This window comes from Pseudomonas sp. ERMR1:02 (assembly GCF_002277815.1).
Lineage (GTDB): Bacteria > Pseudomonadota > Gammaproteobacteria > Pseudomonadales > Pseudomonadaceae > Aquipseudomonas.
Genome location: NZ_NKJI01000004.1, coordinates 381838 through 397141, shown reverse-complemented (window position 1 = coordinate 397141; position 15304 = coordinate 381838). Strand labels below are relative to the sequence as shown.

Sequence of the window (15304 nt, the reverse complement as noted above, 5' to 3'; positions counted from 1 at the left end):
AGAACGATGACGCCTACTCACTGATACACCACGGAGCTCCCCTCGCGGGCAAGCCTCGCTCCTACAGGCGATTGTGCTGAGTCAGTTTTTTGCGCACTTCTACAGCTGCCTCCTGATCCAGCTCCACCCAAAATTGTTGCTTGCCGGCAATCTCGGCAGCGGCCGGAAGTCCATCGCGATACACCAGCCGATTACTCGCCAGCGCCGGTACCTTTGCGCCGGGCAGCAACGTGCCTGCAAGATTCATCGGATCAACTCCGCATACCGCAATCAAGCTGCCGTCATGGGGCCGGCGCCGCACTTCGCGCAGCAATGGAATCGCCTCGGGCAGCGCGAATTGCTCGCCTGCCAGGCCACTGACAAAGCGTCCACCGCGAATCTCGCCCCGCGCCTCCAATCGATGGAAGGTGCGCAGCAGTTCGCGCCAACTTGGCAGCCAGTCGGCCTCACGCTCCAGCAAGCGCCAGAACACCACGCCATAGCGGCGCAGCAAGGTCATGGCGATGTGTTCCAGGGTGTCGGCAGGCGTGGGCGCCGGGCGCGGGTTTTCCACCACCGGCGCTGGCGGCCCGCGTCGAAGCAAGGCCCAGCGTCCGGCATCATCCATGCCGCCGATAAACGCTCCGCGCCCGCGTCGGCGGCTGCGATTCTGCCGTTTGCTGGCCGGGGTGATCAGCGCGCGCAGTCCGGCGAAACTGTCGGCGTTCACCAGCCCGGCACCCACTAATTCCTGCAGGGCGATCTCCAGTTCTGTGCGCAACAGATGCGCTTCATGCACCAGCTCATCGAAAAACAGCGCTCCGTGCTGGCGCAGTGCTTCGTAAACTTTTTGGGTTTTGGGCGACAGTTCGCTGACCGGCGTCTGCTCGGTCAAGTCGCTCCAGAGCCCGACCCGATTGCGTGGCAACAACACGATTGGCGTGCTGCGCAGGGCCGTGCCGGCGCTTTTGTTGCGCGCGGTGAGCCGGCTCCAAACCAGTTTGCCGCTGCGGCACAGGTCATCCAGCCAAATCGGCGAATAGTCCTGGATGCGTGCCCGCAGAATCTCGCTGTCCCAGGCTGACGCGGCGGCGGGATAGCCCTCGAACTGAGCGATGATCACCGGCAACACCGCGCTGCCCTGACCTTGGGTGGCGCTGGACAGATGCTGCCAGTCGAACAGAAAACGCATGAAATCCTGCAACGCCACCGGCTCGATTTCCCGCCGCAGACGCTTGACGGTGTAGCGGTGAATCCGTGCCAGCAAATGCCGCTCGCACCATTCTTCTTCGGCGCATCCCGGCGTGAAACGGCCGCGCAGCACGTAGCCTTTACGTTCCAGTTGTGCCAGTGCCTGGGTGACCTGTGCCGGCGGCAATTTGAGCGGTTCGGCAATCGCCTTCAGCGGCAATGGACCAAACGCGCTGAGTCGGGCACGCAACACTTCAAGTACAGCGTCGTCCGCATCCCAGACTTCATCAAACCCCGGCAAGGCTTCCAGCATCGGGCTCAAAACGCCCTGTGGATAAATCGCCCGAAGGCAGGTCAGCCGTTCCCGAGCCAGCCACTGCGATTGGTTGATGCGGCAGGCGCGGCCGCTGTCGGCCAGGTTGTTCAACCAGTCGAGCCAGTTCGGATGGGCCTGCGCTTCGGCGTCGGTAATACACGCCAGACTCATCAGTGCCTCGTGCATTTCATCGATACCGTTGGGCGCGGGCCATGCCTCTTCAGCCACGGCGGCGATGGCATCAAAGTCCAGCGCACCGAGGTCATCGGTGGATTGCGGGTCGCTCCAGCGGCGGTTGAGTACCGCCTGGGTGCGGCGCTCTTCCAGCGGTGCATCGTCGAGAAAGGTGTAGGGCCGAGCGCTGAGAATTTCTGCCGCCAACGGCGAGGGGGCGGGCAAATCTCGGCTGATCAGGCGGACGTCGCCACGCTCCATGCGCCGCAACAGCGCCAGCCAGCCTTCGCTGTCCATGGCGTCGTGCAGGCAGTCGTCGAGGGTTTGCTCCACCAGTGGATGGTCGGGAATTTCCCGTTCGCCGACGAGGTTTTCCACACAGGCGATCTGGTCGGGAAACACGCTGGCGATCAGGTCCTCGCTTTTCATCCGCTGGATCTGCGGCGCGACCTTGCGCCCACCGCTGTAGCGCGGCAATGCCAGGGCCACCCCGGCATTCCAGCGCCAGCGCACACCGAACAGCGGCGCATCGAGCACGGCTTGAATCAGGATGTGCTCGGCGCTGTTGCTGTGCAGGTAGCGCCAGACGTCATCCAGCTCAAAACTGTGGCTGGCGGACAGCGACAGCACGATGGCGTCTTCACTGGCGGCGGCCTGCAATTCGAAGTTAAAGGTGCGGCAAAACCGCTTGCGCAGGGCAAGGCCCCAAGCACGGTTGATGCGGCTGCCGAACGGCGTATGGATGATCAGTTGGGTGCCGCCGGACTCATCGAAAAACCGCTCCATCAGCAGCGTGTCCTGGGACGGCAAGGCGCCGAGGGTCTGGCGTGCGCGGGCCAGGTATTCGACCAGTTGCTCGGCGCTGGCGAAATTGAGGCCGAGGGTCTCGGTCAGCCAGTCGAGAGCCGGTTGCAGATTGCCCGGCGTGGCGCCCAGCAGTAGATCCAGTTGTGCTTGCAAGCGAGCGACGGCGAAAGACAGTTCCGCACTGCGCCCCGGCGCTTCACCGAGCCAGAACGGAATGGTCGGCGGCTGCCCTTGGGCGTCCTCGACCCGGACCTTGCCGGTTTCGACCCGCAGGATCCGGTACGAAGTATTGCCCAACTGGAACACGTCGCCGGCGATGCTTTCCACGGCGAAGTCTTCGTTGACGCTGCCAATATTCAGCCCTTGAGGTTCCAGCAACACGCTGTAGTCGGCGTTGTCCGGAATGGTCCCGCCACTGGTCACGGCCGTCAGTTTGGCGCCTCGGCGACCGCGTAGACTGCGGCTCACGGCATCGCGGTGCAGGTAGGCACTGCGGATGCCCTGACGCCCGTTGTAGCCCTCGGCGAGCATTTGCAGCAGCGCCTGATAGTGTTTTTCGTCGAGTGCGGCGTAAGGCGAGGCCTGGCGGAACAGTTCCAGCAATGCGTCTTCCGGCCATTCCTGGCAACTGACCTCGGCGATGATCTGTTGGGCCAGTACGTCCAGCGGCGCCAACGGGATCTGCAACGTGTCCAGTTCGCCCCGGCGCACGCAATCGAGCAATGCGGCGCATTCGATCAGGTCGTCGCGGGTGGTGGCGAACAAGCGGCCCTTGGGCGTGCCACCGACCTGGTGCCCGGAGCGGCCGACCCTTTGCAGAAAACCGGCAATCGAGCGCGGCGAGGCGATCTGGCACACCAGGTCGACATCGCCGATGTCGATGCCCAGTTCCAGCGACGCCGTGGCGATCAGCACTTGTAGTTCGCCGCGCTTGAGCCGTTGCTCGGCATCCAGGCGAAACTCCTTGGCCAGACTCCCGTGGTGAGCGGCCACGGCGTCCTTGCCCAGGCGTTCGCTCAGGTGACGGCTCAGGCGTTCGGCGAGGCGTCGGGTGTTGACGAAAATCAGCGTGGTCCGGTGTTCGCGGGCGAGAGCGGCGAGACGGTCGTAGACCAGTTCCCAGACATCATTGGCCATCACCGCCGACAACGGCACGGGCGGGACTTCGATGTCCAGATCCCGTGGGCGGGCGTGGCCGATATCGATGATTTCGCAATCACGATCGCGACCGACCAGAAAGCGCGATACCGCTTCGATGGGTTTTTGCGTGGCCGACAAGCCGATGCGCACCAGCGGTTCGACGCACAGCGCCTGCAGGCGTTCGAGGCTCAGGGCCAGGTGGCTGCCGCGTTTGCTGGCGGCGATGGCGTGGATTTCGTCGACGATGACCGTGCGCGTGGTTTTGAGCATCTGCCGACCGGAATCGGAGCCGAGCAACACATAGAGGGATTCCGGGGTGGTGACCAGAATATGCGGCGCGTTCTTGCGCATCGCCGAGCGGTCCTTTTGCGGGGTATCGCCGGTGCGCACGGCCGTGGTGATCTGCAGTTCGGGCAGGCCCATCATGCGAAGTTGATCGGTGATGCCGGCCAGTGGCGTTTGCAGGTTGATCCGGATGTCGTTGGACAGCGCCTTGAGCGGCGACACGTAGACCACCAGGGTTTCGTCCGGCAGGCCCTCGGGCAGATCTTCGGGGTGGGCCAGGCCTCGGTGCACCAGGTCGTCAATGACCGCGAGGAACGCAGTGAGTGTCTTGCCCGACCCGGTAGGCGCAGCAATCAGGGTCGAGCGGCGCTGGCGGATAAGCGGCCACGCCCGGGCCTGGGCGGCGGTGACCGTCGCGAAGGTGTTGCTGAACCAGGCGCTGACGGCAGGGTGGAAGCCGCTCAGGGCACTGTCTGCGGGGATGGGCAGGTTCATGTTGTGATTTATGCGGGTGGGGGCGGGAAGATGCAAGTACCACTCAAGATCTTCGTCGAGTCTGAGGGCCCTTTCGCGGGCAAGCCTCGCTCCTACAGAGAGACGCGGTGTTCTTGTAGGAGCGAGGCTTGCCCGCGAAGGGGCCTGTACAGGCACCACAAAAGCGGGGCATCTACACTTTACGGATGACGGTTGCGCACTAAACCCGCAAAATGCAACGATTCCGGCATCTATCGACGACATCGCCCACAAGCGCTGTCGATAAAACCATTGTTCCAATCAGACTGGGCCTGCTGACTCTATGCGAATGCGCCTTATGTTACTGGGCGGCGGAAATGCCCTTGGGCAGGCGCTGATTCGCCTCGGTGCGGAGGAAGACATCGGTTTCCTCGCCCCCCGCCCACCGCAAGACGGCTGGGACGCCGCGAGCCTGACGCAACTGCTCGACGACACCCGTCCGGATGCGTTGATCAACCTTGCCTACTACTTCGACTGGTTCCAGGCCGAGGCGGTCAGCGAGCAGCGTCTGGCCGGGCAGGAGCGGGCGGTCGAGCGCCTGGCCGAGCTGTGCCAGCATCACAACATCGTTCTGTTGCAGCCTTCGAGCTATCGCGTGTTCGACGGCTCTCGCGCCACTGCCTACAGCGAAAAAGACGAACCCGTGCCGTTGGGCCTGCGCGGTCAGGCCTTGTGGCGGATCGAGCAGAGCGTGCGCGCCACCTGCCCGCAGCACGTGTTGTTGCGTTTCGGCTGGCTGCTCGATGACAGCCCCGACGGCACCCTCGGGCGTTTTCTCGGTCGGGCCGAAAGCCCTGAAGAGCTGTTGATGGCCGATGACCGTCGTGGCAATCCGACACCGGTGGACGACGCGGCCCGGGTGATTATTTCGGTACTCAAGCAACTCGACTGCGCGGCGCCGCTGTGGGGCACCTACCACTACGCCGGGCACGAGGCGACCACGCCGCTGGCGCTTGGCCAGGCGATCCTCACCGAAGCGCGTGCCCTGCATCCCCTGGCCATCGAAGCACCGACCGCCCAGGCTCACGCCGCGCGGCCGGACGCCGCCGAAGAACCGCAACACGCGGTGCTGGCCTGCAAGAAAATTCTGCACACGTTCGGGATCAAGCCGCGTGCCTGGCGCGCGGCGCTTCCGGGCCTACTGGATAGGTTCTACCGCCATGGCTGACGGCCCTGTTTTAATCACCGGCGGCGCCGGTTTTATTGGCTCACACCTGACCGATGCCTTGCTCGCCAAGGGGCAATCGGTACGGATTCTCGATGACCTGTCCACCGGCAAGCGCAGCAACTTGCCGCTGGATAACCCGAAGGTCGAACTAATCATTGGCGACGTCGCCGATGCCGCGCTGGTGGCACGGGCGATGGCCGGTTGCAGCGCCGTGGCCCACCTGGCGGCGGTAGCCTCGGTACAGGCCTCTGTGGACGATCCGGTGAAGACGCATCAGAGCAATTTCATCGGCTCGTTGAATGTCTGCGAAGCCATGCGCCAGGCAGGCGTCAAGCGCGTGTTGTTTGCCTCCAGTGCGGCGGTGTATGGCAACAATGGCGAAGGCGAGTCGATCGATGAAGACACGCCCAAGGCACCGTTGACGCCCTACGCATCGGACAAATTGGCCAGTGAGCACTACTTCGATTTCTACCGTCGCCAGCACGCTCTGGAACCGGTGATTTTTCGCTTCTTCAACATCTTCGGCCCGCGCCAGGATCCGTCCTCGCCGTACTCGGGGGTGATCAGCATTTTCAGCGAACGCGCGCAGAAAGGCTTGCCCATCACCGTGTTTGGCGACGGTGAGCAAACGCGCGATTTTGTCTATGTCGAAGATCTGGTCAACCTGCTGGTGGAAGCCATCGGCAAACCACAGGTTGAAGTCGGCGCGGTCAACGTCGGCTGGAACCAGGCGACGACCCTCAAGCAAATGCTGGCAGCCCTTGAAACGGTGGTCGGTAAACTGCCACCGGTGAGCTACGGCCCGGCGCGCTCCGGTGACATCCGTCATTCACGGGCGGATAACCGGCGTTTGCTCGAACGTTTTACCCGGCCGCCGCAGACCCCAATGAGTGAAGGATTGGCTCGGTTGCTGGGGCGTTGAGATAAGGCGACCTGTAGGAGCCGGCTTGCTGGCGAAAGCGGCGTATAAACCAACATATTTGTACGCTGACAGAACGCTTTCGCCAGCAAGCCGGCTCCTACAGATTGTGGCCAGGTTCACCACCACGTGAACATTCTTAAAACTTGTAACCCAGACCCACCATGTAGACGAACGGATCTGCATCCACGTTCACCCGTGCGCGGGTACCGGGTGCGACGGCGTTGTTTTCCACAGTCGCGCGCGTATCGATTTCGATGTAGCGCATCTGGGCGTTGAGCAGAATGTGGTCGGTCAGCATGTAGTCAGCACCCACCTGCCAGGCCACGCCCCAGGAGTTTTTGGTGTTGAAGTTGCTGAAACCATTGGCGCGGGCTTCGTTGCTCAGGTGTTCGTCGTACATCCAGGTGTAATTTACACCGGCACCGACATAGGGCTGGAATGCAGACTTGGTGTCCAGTGGGTAGTACACCAGGCTCAAGGTGGGCGGCAATTGTTTAAAGCTGCCGAGTTTGCCGTTGGCCGCGCTCAGGGCTGTGCCCTTGAGTTTGACGTCATGCTCGAACGGCGTGGCAGCCAGCAGTTCGATACCCAGGTGGTTGGTGATCATGTAGGCGAAGTTCAGGCCCAGTTGTGTGTCGCTGCTCAGGGTTGCCTCGCCGCCCAGATCGGCACCGCTCAATGGGCCCTGATCGACCTTGACGCTGGAGCTGTCGGTATTCGGGTTGACGGTGATCGCGCCGGCACGCAAGAGGATGTCGCCTTGTTCATGGGCGTGGGCGAAAGGTGCTGCGAGCGCGAGGGCAAACAGCGATGCGCCGAGCAGGGACTTGTTCATGGGGGCTCCAAAGGACGTTAAAAATCTTTGATGTCCAATGGTAAGGCGCCTAACGATTTGGTCTTTTGACTCAGCTCAAGGAAACTGTGATGGGCCTGAGTTTGTGGGTGTTCTCGATGGCCCCTTCGCGGGCAAGTCGAATCGTCGCACCGCCGCTCCCACATGGATCACACTGAACCTGTGGGAGCGGGCTTGCCCGCGAAGGCAATCTTGAAATCGACGACTAATTTGCGGATTCACTCCGGCAATTCATACATGTAAATCTTGTCCGCCTCCATCTGATACCCGGCGTCAGCCAACTCGCTGGTGGACGCTTTGACCTGCATCGCACCCTCGATCCAGTACGGCTGATACAACTCGTCGAGCTTCACGCCCACTTCGCTTTTGACGTGTACGATCTGGTTCGATGGCGGTGGCGGCACGTGGATGCAGGCCCCGAAATACGGCACCAACAGAAAGTCCGTGGTGCGACCGTCTTCATTCACTTCCAGCGGTACGATGTAACCCGGCAAGCGAATGTTCTGGCCGTCGAGGGCTTTGACCACCGGCGCGTTGGGCATGTCCTGCTTGGCCGCTGGCGCAGATTCGGCGGACAGTGCATCGCTCATCTTCGACAGGTCGTGCAGTGGCGTCATGTTCGGCACTTCTGCCGGGGCGTCCGGCGGGATCATTTCCGACCAGGTCAGCTCTTTCGGCTCGGCCGCCCACAGCGGCAGGGCGACCAGCATCAACAGTGCAAAAACAGCGCGGGGCATTTTCAAGGTCCTCATAAACGGATCGACAGACCATCGGCCAAGGATTGGCGATAAGCGCGCCAGGCCGGCACGCAACCCATCAGCAGCGCGGCGATCAGGATGCCAGCAAGCAGCGTCCATTCATATTCGCTGGGCCACGCCAGCGGCAGAAACAGGCCGTAATTGGCTTGCACGTAACCTTGAGCGGCGGCGATGCACACATAAAGCAGCGCTATGCCTGCGACCACGCCCGCCAGCGCCAGGGCGAACGCTTCCAGCACCAGCAACGTCGCGATGTGCCACGGTCGCGCGCCGACCGAACGCAGAATTGCCATCTCGCGGCGCCGTTCGTTGAGGCTGGTGAGAATTGCCGTGAGCATGCCGATCAGCCCGGTCAGCACCACAAACAGCGACACCACGAACAAGGCTTTTTCCGCGGTGCCCATCAGGCTCCACAACTCTTGCAGCGCCACGCCGGGCAGGATCGCCAGCATCGGTTCACCGCGGAATTCGTTGATTTCGCGCTGCAAGGCAAAGGTCGAAATCTTGTTGTTGAGGCCGAGCATGAATGCGGTGATCGCTTGCGGGGTCAGGTCCATGTTGCGTGCCTGATCGGCACTGATTCGCCCCTCGCCCCGGGCCGGCACGCCGTTGTGCCAGTCGATGTGAATCGCTTCCATGCCGCCGAGGCTGATGTGCAACGTGCGGTCTACGGGGGTGCCGGTGCGTTTGAGAATGCCGACCACGGTGAACGGCTTGTCGTCATGTTTGACCAGGCTGATCGCCGCGACGCCATGGGCCAGCACCAGTTTGTCGCCGAGCTTGTAGTGCAGCGCATCCGCCACTTCGGCACCGAGCACCACTTCGAACGGATCCGTGGCGAAGGCGCGACCATCGGCCAGTTCCAGGTGTTGCTGACGGCCATATTGGTAGTGTTCGAAGTAGGCCTCGGTGGTGCCCATCACCCGATAACCGCGATGGGAGTCGCCGAGAGACATCGGGATCGCCCACTTCACTTTCGGGTTGCTGGCGAAGTGTTCGAAACTGTCCCAGCGAATGTTGTTGGTGGCGTTGCCGATGCGGAATACCGAGTACAGCAGCAGGTTCACGGAGCCTGAGCGCGCGCCGACAATCAGATCGGTGCCGCTGATGGTGCTGGCGAAACTGGCCTTGGCCTCGGTGCGCACTCGCTCCACAGCCAATAGCAGGCAGACCGACAGGGCGATGGCGAACGCGGTCAGAATCGCGGTGAAGCGGCGGTTAGCCAGACTGGCCATGGCTAGACGAAACAAATACATCTCAGACCTCGAAAGACGTGGCGGCGCGATTGAGTTCGGCCAGCGACAGGTGGCGATCGAACAGTGGCGCGAGGCTCTGGTCATGGCTGACGAACAACAGGCTCGACCCGGCTTCGCGGCATTCGGCGAACAGCAGGCGAATGAAATTCTCGCGGGCGTCGTAATCCAGGGCGGAGGTCGGTTCGTCGGCGATCACCAGTTCCGGTTGGCCGATCAATGCTCGCGCGGCGGCGACCCGTTGCTGCTGGCCGATGGACAGGGAGTCGGCGCGGCGACCGAGGATGTGGTCATCCTTTAGCCCCAAGTGAGCGAGCAACGTGGCCGCCGCTTTATCGACGCTGCCATGGCGCTGTTTAGCCCGTTCGGTGCGCAGTTTGGAAAAGTGGCAGGGCAGTTCGACGTTCTCGCGCACCGACAGAAACGGCAGCAAGTTGAACTGCTGGAAAATGTAGCCGGTGTGATCGACACGAAAGTGGTCGCGGGCGCCGGCCGACAGCTGCGTCAGCTCCTGGCCGAGCAGACGAATGCTGCCGCGATCAGGCTTCTGCACACCGCCGAGCAGGCCGAGCAGGGTGGTCTTGCCGCTGCCGCTGGGGCCTTTGAGGAACAGGGTTTCCCCACGTTCCAGGCAGAAGGCCGGGATATCCAGCAGCGGCGGGTGACCGGGCCAGCTGAAGCCCAGGTCGGACAGTTCGATGAGTGCTTGGGTCATTTAACCGATTTCATGGGATTGGTTACTTGTCTCCATTTCACATACAACACAACCTCTGTAGGAGCGAGGCTTGCCCGCGAAGGCGATCTGTCAGTCGACATCACTGTTGAATGTTATGGCCTCTTCGCGGGCAAGCCTCGCTCCTACAGGGGTATGGCGAAATCAGAATTTGAGTGGGGCAGCCTTGGCCGTCACTTCAACCCCTTGCTGCCCGCTCGGGCTGATCAGTTGTACCTGAATTTTCTGGGTGGCCGGGAATGTGTTGAAAATATTCGCCAGCTCCAGGGTTTTCAGGGCACCCGGCGTGGCACAGGTGAATTGGTAGTGAGCGTGGATTTCGCTGTGGTCGTGGTGATGCTCGTCCTTGGCGTCTTCGTCGTGATCGTCATCATCGGCCTCCGGTTTGTCGCCGAACAGCGGGCTTTCCAGTTCTTGATTTGCCACTACGCAACCGGCGGCTTTTGGCAGGTTGAACAGCGCCAGAGGTTGCTCAAGCTGAGCGCGGGCGGCGGCGACCTTGGCCTTGTCGGCATCGGTGCTGGCGGCATGTTCGAAACCCACAAGATTCATCGCCGGGCTTTCCAGCTCCAGTTCCAGGGTTTGGCCGTCCAGCGCCGCGTTCAGGCGTCCTACGCCATGTTCATGAGCGCCGAGGCTGCCGTGCTCATGATCATGTTCGTCCGCGGCGTTGGCGACAGCCAGCGGCAACAAGGCAAACGGCAAAGCGAGCAGCAGACGACGCATTGGCGAATCTCCGAAAAGTAAAATGAAGAAAATGTTATGTGATCTTATAACGTAAGTGCGGAGAGTTTGACTGCCTGCTTGGCGTTGCACAAGTCCCATGGGAGCATGCGGGTAAGAAATGTGCAGGAGCAGACCTATGTTGCGAATTCGCGGAAGCATCGGCGATTGGCCGGTGGATTTGACGCTGGAGATGGATGATGCCGACTGGGCACGTCTCGGCGCGCAGTTGCAGGTGGAAAAAGCCGAGGTCAGCGCGGCACCGCCCAAACCGCTGAACCAGGATGATGCGCTGTGGCAAATCGCCAGGGACCTGCTGCGCAAGGCCGGGCAGTTGAGCGGACCGGATCTGCTGGATCAGTTGGAAGGATTGACCGGTAGTGCGGCGTCGGGCAAACGCCTGTTGGTGCGGTTGCGCCATAGTCCGGACGTTAAAGTGGAGAGCGTCGGGGATACCCCGCTCTATCGCTGGCTGTAGGAGCGAGCTTGCTCGCGAAAAACGCAAGGACACAGCGTTAATTCTGGATGGCCGCCTTTTCGTTCACGACCATCGCGAGCAAGCTCGCTCCTACAAGAAGGTTGCGATTAATACAACGCGGCAAACAACTTGCGGCGATACGTGGTCACCAGCGGATGATCGTTGCCCAGCAGTTCGAACACTTGCAGCAAGGTCTTGTGCGGTAAGCCTTCGCTGTAGCTGCGGTTGCGGATGAACAGCTTGAGCAAGCCGTCCAGCGCCGCGTCGTACTGCTGGCGGGCCAGTTTCTGAATTGCAAGCTGATAGACCGCTTCATCGTCCTGGGGATTTTTCGCCAGCCTGGCTTTCAGGTCGGCGGCATCCGGCAAGTCCTTGGCCTGGCCGAGAAACTTGATCTGCGCCTTGGCGCCGGCGATGGCCGCCTTGTGCTCATCGGTCTTGACCGCCTCGAGCACAGCCTGCGCTTCGTCCAGCTCACCGCGCTCGGTGAGGCAGCGAGCGTAAAGGATCAGCGCCTTGGCGTTGGTGTTGTCTTCGCCCAGCAGCGCTTTGAGGATTGCTTCGGCGTCGGCGAAACGACTGTCATCGAACAGCACCTGAGCCTGCTCGAACGGGTCTGCCGCTGCCGGCGGCGGCATCTGGACATGGGGTTCGAGCAGAGCGCGAACGGCTGATTCAGGCTGTGCACCGGCAAAACCATCGACGGGCTGACCATCCTTGAACAGCACCACGGTCGGCAGGCTGCGGATACCGAAACGGGCGACGATGTCTTGCTCGATGTCGCAGTTGACCTTGGCCAGCAGCAACTCGCCCTGATAGCTCTCGGCGATGGTCTGCAGCATCGGCATCAGCACTTTGCAGGGCGCACACCATTCGGCCCAGAAATCCACCAGCACCGGTTTGTGGAAAGAGTTCTCGATCACTGACTGGTCGAAGTCGGCGGTCGTGGCGTCGAAGATGTACGGCGTTTCCTGACTCATGGGGGATCTCTTGGAAGCGTGAATGGGGCAACTATACGGCTTGGCGGGGGTGGCCGAAAGTGTGGGCAGTCTGACAGATTGCCTTCGCGGGCAAGCCTCGCTCCTACAGGTTTAGCGTCGTTTTCAATAACGCTGTGGACCTGTAGGAGCGAGGCTTGCCCGCGAAGCTTTTAACTAACGCCGCGCATGGTAGAGGCTCACATGCCGAAACTCTTCGGGCTCGGCCAGATCCGGCAAGGTCATGGCTTCGAGCATTTCGATGCGCCGATACAACGGATGGCGGAAATCCCGCACCCGCGAATCCGCCACCAGCGCTTCCCGGCCGCGACTGAGAAATTCATCGAGCAGCGGCAGGTTCGCCCGGTCGTAGAGCACATCCGCTACCAGAATCAGATCAAAGCGATCAGTCTCGGCGAAAAAATCCGTCGAGTAGTTGAGCTGTACGTCGTTGAGTTCGGCATTCGCCTGACAGGCCGCAATCGCCAGCGGATCGAGGTCGCAGGCGACTACTTCCAGCGCTCCAGCCTTCACCGCGGCAATCCCCGCCACCCCGGAGCCAGCACCGAAATCCAGCACCCGTTTGCCTTTGACCCACTGAGGGAATTGGGCGAGATAACGAGCCATCGCCAGGCCACTGGCCCAGCAGAAACTCCAGTAGGGCGGCTCATGCAGAATGCGTCGGGTTTCTTCCGGGCTGAAGGCACGGTCCATGTTATCGCCATCGATCAGCCATAACTTCAGATCCGTTTCCGGCAGATTGCAGGCGACCAGCTGCGCATCACCGAGCAGCTCACTTAACGCCTGTTGCAGGTCGAGCGGTGCACTCATGGGGCTTTGACGAATTGCAGTTGGCCCAGTGCCTGGGTGGTGGGTTGAGTGATCAGTTGCGACGGCAGATGCAAAATCAACTGGCCGGACTGGCTGGCACGGCCACGCAGTTCAACGCGGACGCCGACCGGAAAGGCATCCGGGTTGAAGCGCAGGTGAAACGGCAACACTTGATTGGTGCCGATCAGGTTCGAACTGGCGATCAATTGTTGCGGGCGGCCCTTTTCGTCGATCACCAGTAGCGCCAATTCGACTTCGGCGCCTTGCGGAACACCTTGCAGAGTGCCGCTCAATTCACGCTGATACGCGGGCAGCGGACCGAGGTTGGTCGATTCCCTGGCTTTCTTCTGTGCCAGTTCCGGCGCGGGGCCAGGCGTCGGCGGCTGGGGCTTGGGTGCATCGCTGCTGCAAGCCACCAGCAGGCTGAACACACTGAGCAAAACGAGCGGTCGTAACGACATTGGCAGCTCCGGAAACGTGAAATCCATGGATCAACAGATCATGCCCGTCTGTATACCGCAAACCCTATGGCTTGTCTTGCCACGGGGATGCGCTACCATGGCCCTCCCTTTTTTTGTTGCCTGCCACCATGCACTGTCCCTTCTGCGGTGCCAACGACACCAAGGTCATCGACTCGCGTCTGGTCGCCGAGGGCGAACAGGTGCGCCGCCGGCGCGAATGCCTGGCCTGCGGCGAGCGTTTCACGACGTTCGAAACCGCTGAACTGGTGTTGCCGCGCCTGATCAAAACCGACGGCAGTCGCCAGCCGTTCGACGAAGAAAAACTCCGCGCCGGCATGCAGCGTGCGCTGGAAAAGCGCCCAGTGAGCGTCGAGCGCCTCGAATCGTCGCTGGTGCACATTAAACACAAACTGCGCGCCACCGGTGAACGCGAGGTCAAGTCCCTCGTGGTCGGTGAGCTGGTGATGGCCGAGCTGCAAAAGCTCGACGAAGTCGCTTACATCCGCTTCGCTTCGGTGTATCGCCGCTTCCAGGACCTCAACGAGTTCCGCGAAGAGATCGATCGCTTGGCCCGTGAACCGGTGAAAGAATGACCACGTCCGCAGAACTTGCCATCCTCGACGCCCACTACATGGCCCGCGCGCTGGAACTGGCGCGCAAAGGTCATTACACGACGCACCCCAACCCACGGGTCGGCTGTGTGATCGTGCGTGACGGGCAGATTGTTGGCGAAGGCTGGCACGTGCGCGCCGGTGAGCCCCACGCCGAAGTCCACGCCCTGCGCGCCGCCGGTGAACTGGCCCGGGGCGCTACGGCTTACGTGACACTCGAACCTTGCAGCCACCACGGCCGCACGCCGCCTTGCGCCGACGCTTTGGTGAGTGCCGGCGTTGCGCGGGTAGTTGCGGCAATGCAGGACCCGAACCCGGAAGTCGCCGGTCGTGGCCTGCAACGTCTGGAACAGGCCGGCATCATCACCGAAAGCGGCGTGCTGGAAGGCGAGGCGCGCAAGCTCAATCAGGGTTTTCTCAAACGCATGGAACACGGCTTGCCGTTCGTGCGGGTCAAGCTGGCCATGAGTCTGGACGGCCGCACGGCGATGGAGAGCGGCGAAAGCCAGTGGATCACCGGTCCGGCGGCGCGTTCGGCGGTTCAACGTTTGCGCGCTCAGGCCAGTGTGGTACTGACCGGCGCCGATACGGTGCTGGCGGACAATGCCCGTTTGACCGTGCGCGCCGATGAGTTGGGCCTGGATACCGAACAGACCGCCCTGGCCATGAGCCGCCCGCCGTTGCGCGTGCTAGTCGACGGTCGCCTGCGCGTGCCGCTGGATGCGCCGTTCTTCAAGGCCGGCCCGGCGCTGGTCGCTACTTGCGTCGCGGTAGAAGAGCAATACGCCACCGGCCCGGAATGCCTGATCGTGCCCGGCTACGATGGTCAGGTCGATCTGCGCCAGTTGCTGGTCGAACTCGCCGCTCGCGGGGTCAACGAAGTGCTGGTGGAGGCCGGCCCGCGACTGGCGGGGGCTTTTGCCCAGCTCGGATTGGTGGACGAATTCCAGATTTTCATCGCAGGCAAGTTTTTGGGTTCCTCGGCGCGGCCGTTGCTCGACTGGCCACTCATGCTAATGAAGGATGCGCCCGAGCTTAAAATTACTGAAATTCGTGCGGTTGGCGATGACTGGCGAATCACTGCCATTCCTTCGCCAGCAGCGAGCGTATAATTCTCGGCCATCGCTACAG

The 15304-nt window shown here is 61.8% G+C and carries 14 protein-coding genes; 5 read left to right on the top strand and 9 right to left on the bottom strand.

What is annotated here, in order from left to right:
* Positions 1 to 61 precede the first annotated feature (61 nt).
* Complete coding sequence (locus CES87_RS10485) at positions 62 to 4387, bottom strand: DEAD/DEAH box helicase (RefSeq protein WP_128606081.1); 4326 nt, start codon at positions 4385 to 4387, stop codon at positions 62 to 64.
* A gap of 301 nt (positions 4388 to 4688) precedes the next feature.
* On the opposite strand from CES87_RS10485, the gene CES87_RS10480 reads away from it, so the two are divergent.
* Positions 4689 to 5573 (top strand): sugar nucleotide-binding protein, encoded by an 885-nt coding sequence (locus tag CES87_RS10480; RefSeq protein WP_128606080.1) that lies wholly within the window; start codon positions 4689 to 4691, stop codon positions 5571 to 5573.
* On the top strand, positions 5566 to 6495 hold the full coding sequence (locus CES87_RS10475) for an NAD-dependent epimerase/dehydratase family protein (protein WP_128606079.1): 930 nt from the start codon (positions 5566 to 5568) through the stop codon (positions 6493 to 6495). Before CES87_RS10480 ends, CES87_RS10475 begins: the two co-directional genes overlap by 8 nt.
* A gap of 136 nt (positions 6496 to 6631) precedes the next feature.
* Here CES87_RS10475 and CES87_RS10470 read toward each other — a convergent pair whose 3' ends face one another.
* From CES87_RS10470 to CES87_RS10450, 5 genes are all read right to left on the bottom strand, one after another.
* A complete protein-coding gene (locus tag CES87_RS10470) occupies positions 6632 to 7330 on the bottom strand; it encodes an OmpW family protein (protein WP_128606078.1) in 699 nt (232 codons plus the stop codon).
* Positions 7331 to 7566: 236 nt separating this feature from the next.
* Complete coding sequence (locus CES87_RS10465) at positions 7567 to 8085, bottom strand: DUF3299 domain-containing protein (RefSeq protein WP_128606077.1); 519 nt, start codon at positions 8083 to 8085, stop codon at positions 7567 to 7569.
* A gap of 11 nt (positions 8086 to 8096) precedes the next feature.
* Positions 8097 to 9362 (bottom strand): ABC transporter permease, encoded by a 1266-nt coding sequence (locus CES87_RS10460; protein WP_128606076.1) that lies wholly within the window; start codon positions 9360 to 9362, stop codon positions 8097 to 8099.
* A gap of 1 nt (position 9363) precedes the next feature.
* Complete coding sequence (locus CES87_RS10455) at positions 9364 to 10074, bottom strand: ABC transporter ATP-binding protein (RefSeq protein ID WP_128606075.1); 711 nt, start codon at positions 10072 to 10074, stop codon at positions 9364 to 9366.
* Between the two features lie 162 nt (positions 10075 to 10236).
* Positions 10237 to 10818 (bottom strand): DUF2796 domain-containing protein, encoded by a 582-nt coding sequence (locus tag CES87_RS10450; protein ID WP_128606074.1) that lies wholly within the window; start codon positions 10816 to 10818, stop codon positions 10237 to 10239.
* A gap of 136 nt (positions 10819 to 10954) precedes the next feature.
* Between CES87_RS10450 and CES87_RS10445 the strand changes: the two genes are divergently transcribed.
* Positions 10955 to 11293, top strand: coding sequence for a hypothetical protein (locus tag CES87_RS10445; RefSeq protein ID WP_128606073.1), 339 nt, complete (start codon positions 10955 to 10957; stop codon positions 11291 to 11293).
* 107 nt (positions 11294 to 11400) lie between these two features.
* Here CES87_RS10445 and trxA read toward each other — a convergent pair whose 3' ends face one another.
* From trxA to CES87_RS10430, 3 genes are all read right to left on the bottom strand, one after another.
* The gene (trxA, locus tag CES87_RS10440) at positions 11401 to 12273 is read right to left on the bottom strand and encodes a thioredoxin (RefSeq protein WP_128606072.1); all 873 of its coding nucleotides are present in this window, start codon (positions 12271 to 12273) and stop codon (positions 11401 to 11403) included.
* 174 nt (positions 12274 to 12447) lie between these two features.
* Positions 12448 to 13101 (bottom strand): methyltransferase, encoded by a 654-nt coding sequence (locus CES87_RS10435; protein WP_128606071.1) that lies wholly within the window; start codon positions 13099 to 13101, stop codon positions 12448 to 12450.
* Positions 13098 to 13562: a hypothetical protein gene (locus CES87_RS10430; RefSeq protein WP_128606070.1), complete on the bottom strand. Its 465-nt coding sequence runs from the start codon at positions 13560 to 13562 to the stop codon at positions 13098 to 13100. Before CES87_RS10430 ends, CES87_RS10435 begins: the two co-directional genes overlap by 4 nt.
* A gap of 128 nt (positions 13563 to 13690) precedes the next feature.
* Between CES87_RS10430 and nrdR the strand changes: the two genes are divergently transcribed.
* A complete protein-coding gene (gene nrdR / locus CES87_RS10425; protein WP_003228656.1) occupies positions 13691 to 14155 on the top strand; it encodes a transcriptional regulator NrdR in 465 nt (154 codons plus the stop codon).
* Complete coding sequence (gene ribD, locus CES87_RS10420; RefSeq protein WP_128606069.1) at positions 14152 to 15285, top strand: bifunctional diaminohydroxyphosphoribosylaminopyrimidine deaminase/5-amino-6-(5-phosphoribosylamino)uracil reductase RibD; 1134 nt, start codon at positions 14152 to 14154, stop codon at positions 15283 to 15285. Before nrdR ends, ribD begins: the two co-directional genes overlap by 4 nt.
* Positions 15286 to 15304 lie beyond the last annotated feature (19 nt).

What these genes read in the sequence shown, in the direction of transcription:
- CES87_RS10485 (WP_128606081.1), bottom strand. Translation starts at nt 4,387, where the DNA reads ATGAACCTGCCCATCCCCGCAGACAGTGCCCTGAGCGGCTTCCACCCT.
- CES87_RS10480 (WP_128606080.1), top strand. Translation starts at nt 4,689, where the DNA reads ATGCGAATGCGCCTTATGTTACTGGGCGGCGGAAATGCCCTTGGGCAG.
- CES87_RS10475 (WP_128606079.1), top strand. Translation starts at nt 5,566, where the DNA reads ATGGCTGACGGCCCTGTTTTAATCACCGGCGGCGCCGGTTTTATTGGC.
- CES87_RS10470 (WP_128606078.1), bottom strand. Translation starts at nt 7,330, where the DNA reads ATGAACAAGTCCCTGCTCGGCGCATCGCTGTTTGCCCTCGCGCTCGCA.
- CES87_RS10465 (WP_128606077.1), bottom strand. Translation starts at nt 8,085, where the DNA reads ATGCCCCGCGCTGTTTTTGCACTGTTGATGCTGGTCGCCCTGCCGCTG.
- CES87_RS10460 (WP_128606076.1), bottom strand. Translation starts at nt 9,362, where the DNA reads ATGTATTTGTTTCGTCTAGCCATGGCCAGTCTGGCTAACCGCCGCTTC.
- CES87_RS10455 (WP_128606075.1), bottom strand. Translation starts at nt 10,074, where the DNA reads ATGACCCAAGCACTCATCGAACTGTCCGACCTGGGCTTCAGCTGGCCC.
- CES87_RS10450 (WP_128606074.1), bottom strand. Translation starts at nt 10,818, where the DNA reads ATGCGTCGTCTGCTGCTCGCTTTGCCGTTTGCCTTGTTGCCGCTGGCT.
- CES87_RS10445 (WP_128606073.1), top strand. Translation starts at nt 10,955, where the DNA reads ATGTTGCGAATTCGCGGAAGCATCGGCGATTGGCCGGTGGATTTGACG.
- trxA (WP_128606072.1), bottom strand. Translation starts at nt 12,273, where the DNA reads ATGAGTCAGGAAACGCCGTACATCTTCGACGCCACGACCGCCGACTTC.
- CES87_RS10435 (WP_128606071.1), bottom strand. Translation starts at nt 13,101, where the DNA reads ATGAGTGCACCGCTCGACCTGCAACAGGCGTTAAGTGAGCTGCTCGGT.
- CES87_RS10430 (WP_128606070.1), bottom strand. Translation starts at nt 13,562, where the DNA reads ATGTCGTTACGACCGCTCGTTTTGCTCAGTGTGTTCAGCCTGCTGGTG.
- nrdR (WP_003228656.1), top strand. Translation starts at nt 13,691, where the DNA reads ATGCACTGTCCCTTCTGCGGTGCCAACGACACCAAGGTCATCGACTCG.
- ribD (WP_128606069.1), top strand. Translation starts at nt 14,152, where the DNA reads ATGACCACGTCCGCAGAACTTGCCATCCTCGACGCCCACTACATGGCC.